Annotated in this window: 11 protein-coding genes and 1 pseudogene; 6 read left to right on the top strand and 6 right to left on the bottom strand. The window is 38.2% G+C overall.

Annotated features, from left to right (window positions below; genetic code table 11):
- Positions 1-42: 42 nt before the first annotated feature.
- The 4 genes from ACGF7G_RS16430 to ACGF7G_RS16415 form a co-directional block, all read right to left on the bottom strand.
- A complete protein-coding gene (locus tag ACGF7G_RS16430; protein ID WP_387466867.1) occupies positions 43-321 on the bottom strand; it encodes a hypothetical protein in 279 nt (92 codons plus the stop codon).
- A 586-nt stretch (positions 322-907) separates the two neighbouring features.
- The gene (locus ACGF7G_RS16425) at positions 908-1495 is read right to left on the bottom strand and encodes a hypothetical protein (RefSeq protein ID WP_387466866.1); all 588 of its coding nucleotides are present in this window, start codon (positions 1493-1495) and stop codon (positions 908-910) included.
- A 522-nt stretch (positions 1496-2017) separates the two neighbouring features.
- On the bottom strand, positions 2018-3037 hold the full coding sequence (locus ACGF7G_RS16420) for a fucose-binding lectin II (RefSeq protein ID WP_387466864.1): 1020 nt from the start codon (positions 3035-3037) through the stop codon (positions 2018-2020).
- A gap of 102 nt (positions 3038-3139) precedes the next feature.
- A complete protein-coding gene (locus ACGF7G_RS16415) occupies positions 3140-4840 on the bottom strand; it encodes a fucose-binding lectin II (protein WP_387466862.1) in 1701 nt (566 codons plus the stop codon).
- Between the two features lie 544 nt (positions 4841-5384).
- On the opposite strand from ACGF7G_RS16415, the gene ACGF7G_RS16410 reads away from it, so the two are divergent.
- Positions 5385-6281, top strand: a complete 897-nt coding sequence (locus tag ACGF7G_RS16410; protein WP_387466860.1) for a hypothetical protein — start codon at positions 5385-5387, stop codon at positions 6279-6281.
- Positions 6282-6523: 242 nt separating this feature from the next.
- Here the strand turns inward: ACGF7G_RS16410 and ACGF7G_RS16405 are convergent, their stop codons facing one another.
- Positions 6524-7483 carry a fucose-binding lectin II gene (locus ACGF7G_RS16405; RefSeq protein ID WP_387466859.1) on the bottom strand — a complete coding sequence of 320 codons (960 nt, stop codon included), beginning with the start codon at positions 7481-7483 and terminating at the stop codon, positions 6524-6526.
- A 368-nt stretch (positions 7484-7851) separates the two neighbouring features.
- Between ACGF7G_RS16405 and ACGF7G_RS16400 the strand changes: the two genes are divergently transcribed.
- The 5 genes from ACGF7G_RS16400 to ACGF7G_RS16380 all read left to right on the top strand — a co-directional run bounded on the left by ACGF7G_RS16400 (position 7852) and on the right by ACGF7G_RS16380 (position 11467).
- Positions 7852-9039, top strand: coding sequence for an MFS transporter (locus tag ACGF7G_RS16400; protein WP_387466858.1), 1188 nt, complete (start codon positions 7852-7854; stop codon positions 9037-9039).
- A gap of 285 nt (positions 9040-9324) precedes the next feature.
- A complete protein-coding gene (locus ACGF7G_RS16395) occupies positions 9325-9759 on the top strand; it encodes a hypothetical protein (protein ID WP_133816296.1) in 435 nt (144 codons plus the stop codon).
- Positions 9760-9838: 79 nt separating this feature from the next.
- On the top strand, positions 9839-10120 hold the full coding sequence (locus tag ACGF7G_RS16390; protein ID WP_387466856.1) for a hypothetical protein: 282 nt from the start codon (positions 9839-9841) through the stop codon (positions 10118-10120).
- Positions 10101-10292, top strand: a complete 192-nt coding sequence (locus tag ACGF7G_RS16385) for a hypothetical protein (protein ID WP_387466854.1) — start codon at positions 10101-10103, stop codon at positions 10290-10292. Before ACGF7G_RS16390 ends, ACGF7G_RS16385 begins: the two co-directional genes overlap by 20 nt.
- A gap of 176 nt (positions 10293-10468) precedes the next feature.
- Entirely contained in the window at positions 10469-11467 is a 999-nt protein-coding gene (locus ACGF7G_RS16380; protein ID WP_387466853.1) for an alpha/beta hydrolase family protein, read from the top strand.
- Positions 11468-11887: 420 nt separating this feature from the next.
- On the opposite strand, the pseudogene ACGF7G_RS16375 reads toward ACGF7G_RS16380, so the two are convergent.
- Positions 11888-12018, bottom strand: a pseudogene (locus ACGF7G_RS16375) (helix-turn-helix domain-containing protein); the annotation flags it as partial.

The raw sequence follows: 12018 nt of genomic DNA, 5'->3' as shown, positions 1-12018 counted from the left end.
CTAGCCCCTTACAGGGACCTGTGATAGACAAAGAAAAGAAATTTACGCGTCTCTAATGATGTAATTCAGATGCACAATGATGTCACTCAAGTTGGCAACCAGATCATGTTGCGATCCTTCCTTACCGGCATGAAAAATATTGAGCGCCAGCGTGCCGGTTGTCACCTCTCTGCCTTCAAAAGGCAGGAAACGACTGTCGTTGAAATTGGTAACAAACCGGCCATCGTCGTTCATACCGTGTGATAAGGTGGCGATTTTCGCATCCATTGTCAGCGTGGCATCGGACATCTGATAATAGAGTGCGGAGAGACGGCCAACCATCCAGTTGTGTTATTTCGTTATTAGCAATATCCCGTTGCAGCGTCCACTCTTTTTCTTTGTGTGACAATTCATAAGTATTCCTTTCTGTTTTTACTTATTTATTGCTAATTCATTTAATATGGTACATGGATGGATAAAATGACCTACACGAGAAACTCTATCCAGTATGCTTATGGCAAAAGGCGTTATAAAAATTAATTTATGATAATGGACTAATCCATGATTTATCTTAGGTATTAGATTCACTTCACTATTTGGTAAGTGTTTCTAATTGATAGAGGGATGACTTTATAGTGCGGGAGCTTATTATGTTAAGCTCATTTTTTATTAATCTAGGAATAAAAAATTAATCTAATGATGGCCGTGGAGAAACCACGTAACGGTTTGAGCCTGAAAAGGTTTGAGCCTGAAAATAATCAGGCTTGTATTTATCGGGGCGTTTTTTATCTTCTTTCAGAAAATTTATTGATATTTTTCATTCGTTTAGTGAGTAAATGTCCTCTCTGTCTATTTGCTGGCTAAAACGCCCAAAAGCCGGTTTTATTCGCTCTTGCCAGCTTCATTTGAGTTATAACGATGCTTGTTGTTACCGCATCTTGCGCCACAATGGCATGATATTGGTTAATACATCAGGGGGAGGGCAAGGATCATTCACCTTCGCCATTTTCCACAAACCGGTATGGCTTTTACGGGCAGTATTATTGGACATAAATACTTGATATAGCGAACCGGTGTCTCCGGCATGATTATGGGTATCAAGGAAACCTTTGTTTCCCCATTGATTATAAAGAGAGATACTATCGCCTTCTCTAATATTTCCATTTGGCGGTGTTGTTTCACAATAAATAACCCATTCCAAGGTTGCTCTTTTGCGGATATCTGAGGTGTAGACTTGGTGTATCTCCGTTGATAGCTCATATTGATCCACCACATCATAGTACCGTAAGTAACCGCCATCACAGTAATACAGGTTGTGAAGTAAGATAATATCATTATTAATTATCTCACTACCGGTAGGTTTTTCTGTTGCTGACTCAACTCTCCACGCTCCGCCATAAATCGCTAAAGATGCATCTACTGTTACAACGGCATATTTGGTACCGGGTCTATTACCGTTGCCAAATACACTGAGATATCCACCGCTCCAGTTCTTATAGCTGTTTAATATTGTCACGGTATCTCCATATTTAAGTATATTTTCCATCATTTCCTCGGCAAGTATGTTATTTTTTCTTTGAATAATTGATACCTCACTGAAATTACTTTCCATTCGATAATGCTATTTTCTGCATATATTTCTGGTGTTATTTCAGGATTTGGCTATCGTAACAAGCGGTTTATCTCGCCTTTTCTGTGATCCCTTGTGGGCCTGAAATAGGGTCGAATTCCTGCATCGCTAAATATTCATATCAATGGGAGATAGAAAAAGAAAAGATAAAAAAGTTAATTTTTATCGAATGAGGGGCTATTTGGTGGATTGCGGGTTATTTTCCGGTTATTACGTTACCTAAAAGTTGAAATATTATTTTTTCTGTTTATCACAGTGCACTATAGCCATAAAGTAAACATCTTTTTACTAATATATCTATCGTGGAGCACAGCAAAAAGCGACATAACGTCGCTTCAATTAATGGATAAATTTCATTTCTATTGGTATTGCTGAATTTGCCGGAGTGATACGTTTTTACCTTTTGATTCACGCCTGCGGCCAGATCAACACCACTACGCTATCGTTATACTTATTGGCGGTCCCGGTTTCCGCAGCGATAATGGCTGTTCCTGGTTTTGCGTCAAGGGTGTTATAGGCATAACGCAACTTGCATGGTTTGCCATTACTTGTAATTTCGATGCAGACTTTACCTGTGCCTGACGGGTAGGTCTTGAAGCCTAATACGCTATTTACGCCTTTACCGGTTAATGTATCTGCTAGTTGGTCGTCAATATATACTTTTATCGTTTGCTGATGAATATCGGTATTAACGTAGGCTGACAGACCAAACTTTATATTTTGAGGTAACTGGAAACAGTATTTACCTGTGTTATTGGTGCCACATGTTCCGCCACAGTTTCCACTACTGTTACTGCCTAATAGATCTGTGTCAACCGAAACTGCCGCTTGAATTTTGTTGAAAGTCACTCCATGCCAATAAGTTTGAATGGTGGCAGGTCCACCATCAATAGCATTCGACTTCGTGTTATATCGGATGTAAGAATTGCCTTTGAAAAGATAAATCATAGAGCCGGCAGTATTCTTCCATAAAATAACCGCATCCAGATTTTCACTGAATCCTGAGTATTTGCCAGTGGTTCCCCATCGGTCTGAGATAGTTTTCTTATTGGCTGTATGTGAACTCATTGTATAATCGATGCAATCTTTGCCTTTAAAAAAACAAATGGTATTTGTTGTCAATTCTGTGGCTGCATCTATGCCGTTTTCAAATCCGGTACCTCTTAATCCGGGCCATCCATCTGCAATGGGTCTCGGTCCATCACTTACCTGCGCTTGTGCTATATCGAATTTAAGATATTGTGACCCTTTGAAAAAATATAATGAACCGTTTAAATTAATCACATCATCAATATTTTGTTGAAACTCGACGGGAAGATTGGGCCAGTCGTTACTGATAGGTTGAGGATAGTTAGCCTCTGATTTATTTAGGGTGTCATTGTATATCATGTTTTCTGTGTTAAGAAATAAATAGGTGATTGAATTCATTAGTATATATCCTTAAAGATGGCTGTTCTGAATGCTATTTTGACTTATTTATCGAATTTTTCTCTTCAATTTATTGATAATCATAGACAATATATTTTCATCTTATGATAACGGCCAGTTCAATACCACTACACTATCGTCGTAATTGTTATTGGTTCCATTGCTGGCACCGATAATGGCTGTTCCCGGTTTTTCGTCGAGTGTATTATCGGCATAACGGAGTTTGCATGGTTTGCCATCTCCGGTAATCTCGATGCAGACTTTTCCTGTACCTGATGTATAGGTTTTGACATTTATTATGTGGCTTGTTCCCTTGCCGGCTAATGTGTCTATCAGAAGGTCGTCAATATACACATTTATTGTTTGCTGATGAGCAGCAGTATTAACGTAGGCTGTCAGACCAAACCGGATGCTGTGAGGTAATTGAAAGCAGTGTTTACCGGTGTGATTGGTACCGCATGTTCCGCCACAGCTTCCACTGCTCTCGTTGCCTAATGTATTTACATCAACCGACACTGCCGCTTGGATTTTATTGAAAGTGACGCCTTTCCATTTAGTTTGAATAGGGGCGGGTTGACTACGAATAGTATCCACCATCAAATGTAATCGAAGATAATCATTGCCTTTGAAAAGGTAAATAAAAGGACCGGCATTCCGCCATAAAATAGCCGCATCCAGATTTGCGCTAAATTTTGCGTATTTCCCGGTAATCCCCCATCTTTCTGTGATGGTTTTTTTGTCAATGGCATGTGAACTCACGGTGTAATTGACACAATCTTTGCCTTTAAAGAAGCAGACAATATCTCTTTTTACATCTATCCATTCTGTAGCGGCATCTATCCCATTTTCAAATTCAGTTCCTGCCAATCCAGGCCATCCATCGATAATAGGTTTAGGGCCGTCGCTCACCTGTGCTTTTGCGATATCAAACTTAAGATATTGTGAGCCTTTAAAGAAATACAAAGAGCCATTTAAATTAATCACATCGTCAATATGTCTTTGGAACTCGACAGGCAGATTAGACCAATTATTACGGATAGGTTGAGGATAGCCAGTGTCTACTTTATCTAAAGGGTCATTGTATTTAATATTTTCTGAATTAAGGAATAAATAGGTGTTTGTATTACTGTCATTGCCATTATCGCTGTCTCTGCCTAATAAATCCATATCAACTGATATTGCAGCTTGAACTCTTTTGAAGGTGACTCCGCGCCAATTAGCGTCAATAGGTGCTTTACCATCGATAGTATTCGATTTCAGATTAATTCGAATGTTAGTATTGTCTTTGAACAGAAAAAGGAAAGGGCTGCCAATGTTTATCCATAAAATAGCTGCGTCCAGATTTTCACTAAATTCTGAGTATTCTTCTGTTATTCCCCATCGGTCTGCGATAGTTTTCTTGCTAATCGTATGTGAACTCACAGTATAATCAATACAATTGCTGCCTTTAAAGAAACAGACAACATCTGTCATACCCGTTTTTTTTATATCAGGCCATTCTGTTGCTGCGTCTATGCCGTTTTCGAATTCAGTTCCTGCCAGTCCAGGCCATCCGTCTATAATGGGTTTTGGTCCATCGACTACTTGTGCTTTTGCGATATCAAATTTGAGATATTGAGAGCCTTTAAAAAAATACAAATAACCATTTAAATTAATAATGTCATCAATATGCCTTTCAAATCCAATAGGAAGACTAGGCCAATCGTTATTTATAAGTCGGGGATAGCCGGTATCTGCTTCATACGATTTTTCATCATGTTTAATATTTTCTGCATTAAGAAAAAGATAACTGGATGTATTCATTGTTATATATCCTTTATGGTGATTAGACTTTAGTGTGTTATTTCAACTTCTTTCTTATAACTGAAATAGGGTAAGAGTGATTTTAAGATGTTCTGTTTTAATTCTGTCATGTTGTTTATCTATTTGGTGCATAGGAGAATTTATATTGTTGAATTTAATGTCTCTGATAGGTTATAAGCAAGGCCATATATTAGTAACTCGTTAATAGATTTAATGCTGTTGATTATTTTGTAACTGTGTATGCTGCCATGATAACATCACCTTCAATGATGTTTTACTTAAGTTGCATTTAATATTTATCGATGAGAATAATATCTATATGATTAGATGATAATTATCTGAAATGGATTGGAAATTTCTGTTGATGATTTTTATAGGCTATAATAATCAAGAGAAATTATAATTTATTGTTTATTAACTAAAGCAGGTTTAACTCATTTTTCAATAAATATGAAGGTGTTTGTTTATTTTTGAATTAACAGTGAACTCTCTCTGAGAGATAGAAATTAATATGTAATTGTGCCTTTTATAGGAGAATATTTTAATGATGAAATTAGAACAAAATGAACATCGAATCTTAATTGACGATTCATCTAACTTTAACGCGGTTCCAATAACAGTATGGGAGCCAAATCTGTATCCAATGGGTCGGTGGGTTGATGCTACAACGCCGCGAGCTGGAGTATTGTTTAAGAATTCAGCCCGTGTAACGAGTACTTGGGATGTAGTTACTGTTGGAGGAAGGAGAGCTTTCCAGTCACAAACTTTGACTAAATCTGGCTCTGGTGGTCAATGTTTTGGGATTGCAGCAGATACACCTGTTAATGCCAAACACTGTTATTGTGAGCTTGACTTATTCTGCAATCCATATCCTGAAATTACAGTGTGTGTGTTATCTAAACAAACTCATGCAAGCGGTACATATGTAGATATTGGTTATGGCTATATGGCGATTCACTTGAGTGGAAAGTATCAAAATAAGCCGCAATGGATGCCGACAAACATTTCGTCAGGGACTTCGATTGACACTGCGACGCCTTATGCCATGGTTTGGAACCTTCAAGCGGCTAATTTGATTCAGTCAGTAAATTTTGTTGGCAAACAAACGGATGGTATTTACAAAGGACAACCGACATTGGGTAATACTCATTCTGGTGTTGCACTGAGTTACGAATGGCCGAAAAATGCTTGGTCACGCTGGCGTATTGGACTGTTAGCTGAAAATAACGGTACATTAATAGTTGAGTGGTATAACACGGTGGCAGATAAATGGAAGGTAGAACTTTGCCAATATAATATGAATGCGCTGATGACTGGAAATCTTGTGTCAGGCCAGATTGGGATCATGTTTGGAATGTCTTCTGACGCTACTACAATAGATCAACAGAATTCGCTTTATAGAACGCCGTTTGATCGTGCTATGTTTTTTCAAGATTTTTAAGATGGCGTGTTGAATCTGGTTATTAATCATCTTATGTGATATATACAAAGGGGCTTTTTCTTAGCCCCATATTTAAATCAGAGAAAGAATAGTTACACTGGAAATATTAGGATTGTCTAACTTTAAATAAATCATGAGTTGAGATAAATGTGATATGCAATAAAAAAGCGGTATTATACCGCTTTAATTTATTTATGAATTTTATTTCTATATGTGGTGAAATTCACAAAGAAATTTGCAATTTACAACAATGGCCAGTTCAATACCACCATACTGTCATTGTAGTTATTATTGGTACCATTTTCAGCACCAATAATGACTGCTCCTGGTTTTCCTTCAAGTGTGTTATAGGAATAACGAAGTTTGCATGGTTTGCCATTTCCTTCAATTTCAATACAGATTTTGCCTGTACCTGATGTATAAGCTTTAGTCGCCATTAGGTTATCTGTTCCTTTACCGGTTAATGTATCTACCAGACGGTCGTCAATATATACTTTTACAGTTTGCCGATAAATATCTGTATTAGAATAAGCTGTCAGGCCAAACCGGATACTCTGAGGTAATTGGAAACAATGTTTACCGGTGTCATTGGTACCACATTCTCCGCCACAATTGGATGGTTTGTCAGGAGAGCAAGGATCAGTGACTTTCTCGAGTTTCCACAGGCCAGTACCAGGTAAGCGGCGAGTCGATCCAGACGTCAGTACCTGATATTTCGAATTCGGGAAGGTAGCATCGCCATGTGTATCAAGGAATCCCCTTGTTTCATATCGATTAAAGAGAGCGTAAATACCTGCTTCTGTAATTTTCCCATCCTGAGAAATGGAATGCTGATTAATATACCATAACATAGTTGATTTTGGGTGGAGATTAATATCGGAGGTGTTGACTCGATAGATTTCCGGTATTTCCTTCTGTGGATCAGCATTGCCATAGCAAGCTAAGTAACCACCATCGCAGTTATAGCGGTTGTGAAGCAAGATAGTATCATTGTTTATTATCTCACTGCCGATAGGTTTTCCTGTTCCTGACTCTATTCGCCATATTCCACCTGGATTAGAATAAGAGGGAGTTACTGTGACCACGTTATGTTTGGCTCCGGGTCGAGTATCATTCTGATATACACTGAGATATCCCCCATTCCAGTTTTGATAGCTATTCAATATTTTTACGGTATCGCCATATCTAATTACATTATCCATTATTCCTCCGCAAGGTTTGTCACTTGTTTTTAATAATCAAGATATTTCGCTTTTTTATGGTCTTTAGTGGGGATGATAATAGAGATCAATTCCCGCCGATTAACTGCCTATCCCAATAGGTGCTAAGTATCAATATTAATGACTATTGGAAAAAGGCTAAGAGTTTGTCACTTGCTTCTCACAATGAATGGGTCCCTGAAATTGCCGTTGTTTGATGGTTCTGTTTTGCCATTCTCGGTGTCGTTTCAGAAATCTGGCTACATCAGGCACCGACTGTGATGATACACAGCGCTTTGCTTTGATCTGTGAGTGAGGTAAATTGCTCATTACATCGATGAAATTTACGTCAACTGAAATTGGAATTCATAATGTCAAAGTTAATTGAGAGTAATCAGATAGTTATTATTGCAATGGTTGTCGCATTAGTTCAATTTATTAATGCGTTGGAGTACATGATGGTGACTCCGCTTTTTGTGTATATGTGCGATGATTTTCACATGCCTGTGACTATGGCGGGGGTGATTGCTGGTACTTATGTTCTTGCCTCAGTCTTTTCTGGTCTGGCATCTTTTTTCTTTCTCGATCGCTTTAATAAAAGAAAGGTTCTCATTTTAAACACGTTACTTCTTGGTCTGATTACTTTCCTGACAATTTTTTCCTCAGAGCCATACCAACTTATTCTGCTGCGTATGATTGCCGGTCTGTTTGGTGGAGTGACATTGGGGGTTGGGATTGGGATCTTACTGAATAACTCCCCAGAAAATATGCGGGGAAGGGTATTAGCGATCGCGTTTTCATCTTTTTCATTCGTGAGTATTTTAGGTATGCCGTTGTGTTTATATCTGGCGACGAATTTCACCTGGAAAATTCCTTTTTTATTGATCGTTATTTTATGCATCGTGAGTTTGCCTCTGATCCTTTGCTTTATTCCAGGAAAAGAGAAGATAAAGAATAGCCAGAATAAAATTGTGCTGACCAAAAAAATAGCATTGGCCGGGTTAGCTAGTGGAGTCAGTAATTTTAGCCCCTTCATGCTTATTCCGATACTTGTCCCACTATTAACAAATGTGTTTTATGTTCCGGAAGAGCGGATTTCACTCGTATTTTTTATTGGTGGTCTGGCTTCTTGGTTTGGTACTTATTTGACTGGAAAGCTTTGCGATAAATATTCTCCTCAGAAAATAACTATTGTGGCGGCGGCTTTATTTATTGTTAATATCCTTCTGGGATTGATGGGGAAAATGAATGGATATATATTCTTTGCCCTTTTTATGTTCGCGACTTACGTGCAGGTTATGGCGGCCAACGTACTGGCTTCTTATGCTTCGACGCCTGAAAATCGTGCAGGTTTTGGTGCCCTTCAGATGGCGTTATCCAATTTGGGTGCCGGTGTGGTGTTTTTCTTCTCTTCCATCTTTTTAAGCGGTAAAGCGATTACTGCTGAAAGCGTACAGCCTATTTTCATATTGTCTATGATTAGCGCTCTAATATTACCGATATATGTAAGAAAACTAGCTCAAGTGTTGAAAAGAGATGCTAAGAGTTTATATGAATAATGCTTACAGTAACAGTTAAAGGAAAACGACGATAGATATGTGATCTAGCCTTAATGGTAAAATAGCGATTTTGAGCTATATTTAAGTTTAAGGCTAATCATTGATATAAGATCATTGGCGTTATTAATAAAAGTGGTATGCTGTTGAAAGTATAATGTCACTGGAGGAAATTATCATTAGAGAATAATTTGAGCCAATGCTGGGTGAGAGTGTGCGAAAGGATGATGTTATTAGAAATCCTATCATGATTATTATTGAGCTTATTAATTAATATAGGTGAATAAAATGGAAGAGAAATTAATTGACACTAAGAATAAACCAGCTGTTAGTATTATCGCGGGAGTAACAAATATTAAATCCATTTATAATAAAACGCCTTGCATATTTGTAATTGAGCATGGATATATTGCCAGAAAGAATTTTACTGTGGATAAGATGTCTGAATGGCATGGTGATTTATGGGCTCCCTGGATAGGTGATAAGTATGAACCCAATAAAGCAATTCATATCTATACTGGAAGAGAATGTAAATCTGAGATTGATATTTGGATATTTCAGGATTATTGGAATCCACCGAATGAAAATGCTGTTAAATACTCTTTAAATAGAACATTCAGTTATGATGATGCATTAGAGCTCCCTGGCAATAACCGAGGTGGAGGTAATAAGATACTGACTTTAGAATTTAATGATAATAATATTGACCTGAAAATGATATAGTATCGTATTATAAGATATTAAATATATCGGATAAGTATTGTATCCATATACATTCATTGGAACGGAAATATTTCTCCGGGTGTTGTTTAGTCTTTTGGATTTTCCTGCTTATGATCCAGATTTATTGATTATCAGGCAGGTTACTTGCTCGGGTAAATGGTTATCGCTGGCTTGTTCTATCGTAAAGGCGGAGAATGCAACGCGGCTGATCGTTACCAATACAACTGCTGTGGGGCGTGCTGCTAACCGCAGGGTTGAAACCAATCTGGGTACCGAGCGCAGTCGCCTGCTTTTTCAAGCCCTTATTTGTATAAAATTGTCATTTTTGTCTGCGGTCGTTGTTGGATCAACGTTCAGATGAGTGTTCGGAAATCGCTGAGATTGAGGATACCGGCACGAATAAACATTCGCTTGATCCCCAACTATTATCATCGGCTTTGCCGAATGCTCTGGAAAAATTCACGTTGGATATCACCTCCCGAGCCGCTGGCATTAGTCAGTTACGTAATCGTTATTATTTATTGCAGAGGTAAGAAGGGGAGTTTGAACTGTTGAGTATATATCTGATGTTTTGGCATTGTGGATGAAATAAGCAATAGAGGCGGTTAAGGATGGTGGAAGAAATGATTATTTGGTAATTTGAGGTTCAGCCATACTCGGTTTGGTTATAGTGCTTATTATTTTACCCTTTGGTTTTTCTGGAGTAAAAATGAAATTACCTCTTATTTTGTCTGTTTTATTGATTTTTGGCGGATGTAATATCTCTGTTTGTGCAGAGGAATACTTAAATGCAGGATTTAAGCGGCTTACCGTTCTTGATCCAGTGAACCATCATCCGATGGAGGTTACTTATTTTTATCCCAGTTCAACACAAGGAAAAGGAATAAGCTCTGTTGGACCCGTGGATATTTTAGCAATTAGCTCGGCTAAAATTACGTCAGGTCGATACCCTCTTGTTGTTATTTCCCATGGTAATTTAGGAAGTTTGTGGGGGCATCATGACCTTGCCGGTTATCTCGCTAAAAGAGGCTACATTGTTGTGACTCTTACACACCCGGGAGATAATTATAAAGATGCATCCGGCATTGGGGCCACCAGTACCATTTATGGTCGTCCTCTACAAGTCTCTGCTGCCATCACAGCCGCTTTAACGGAGCCATTCTTAGCACCTTATATAAACAGTAACCAAATTGGTTTTATTGGGTTCTCGGCAGGTGGGGGAACGGGGCTGTTTCTTGCAGGCGCACGAGCGGACTTTCAACGCCTTGAGGAATATTGCTCGTCTAGATTGGAGGACGATGTTTGCGAAAGTGAAGGAAAGATCAGAAATGATCGTCCGGATATTTTGCCTCAGTCTGATCCCCGTATTGGTGCATTTGTTTTGATGGCACCATTAAGTGTCTTTTTTTCGACTGAATCAGTAAAAAATATCCATGCTCCAATTTTTCTTTATGCTGGAGAGAAAGATTATCAGCTTGATAATGAATATAATTCAATCGCGCTTACCCGCGATCTGCCATTATCACCTGAATTTAAAATGATTCCTGGAGCAGGTCATTTTGTCTTTCTTGCGCCATGTTCTATTAATCGAACCAAAAGTGCGCCAAAATTGTGCCAAGATCCACCAGGTATTGATCGGCGCGTTATTCACCAAATAATTAATGCTGATATTGCTAAATTTTTAGATATACAGTTAAAGGGGCAGTAGTGTTCATCTCTTATTGTGAATAATTTTCTTTTTATATTAAATTTGATATGGTTTTGCTTATTCAGCTCTGGTACTGATTAAGGTAGATATTATGGAAAATGAAGGCGTGGTTATTGCTTCTGTAAATTAAATAATAAAAATCACATAGATTAAGAAACTGAATATTTATCATCGAAATAAAGGCTGAAATATTTGGATGGGTAATCTTGTCAGGTTTTCTTGTCGGATTTGTAAGACGGCGGCAGACTGTTCCAGCCATCTGATTTTATCTGCTTTTCGAGTATTATCGGGGGCACATACACTGAACCTTAAGCATTAAGCCTCTCGAAAATACCCGCCAACGTATTGTCTTTGTTGGATTTTCGTTGAGGCGACTTCAACGCATTTTTGGCGAGATATTTCAGGGCCCAATCTAAAGGAATTATTTCGGATAACTCGTTCAATAGGTTGTCCATTCTCGTCAAAATATCGGCTTGGCCAAATTTCTGAGGGATGTACTCCGAGATTATTCGCAATAATCCACTTTCCTTTAGGCCAGGGTCGTGATAGGG

The organism is Photorhabdus sp. RM323S (genome assembly GCF_042879375.1).
Lineage (GTDB): Bacteria > Pseudomonadota > Gammaproteobacteria > Enterobacterales > Enterobacteriaceae > Photorhabdus > Photorhabdus tasmaniensis.
This window is presented reverse-complemented; position numbering and strand designations above follow the sequence as displayed.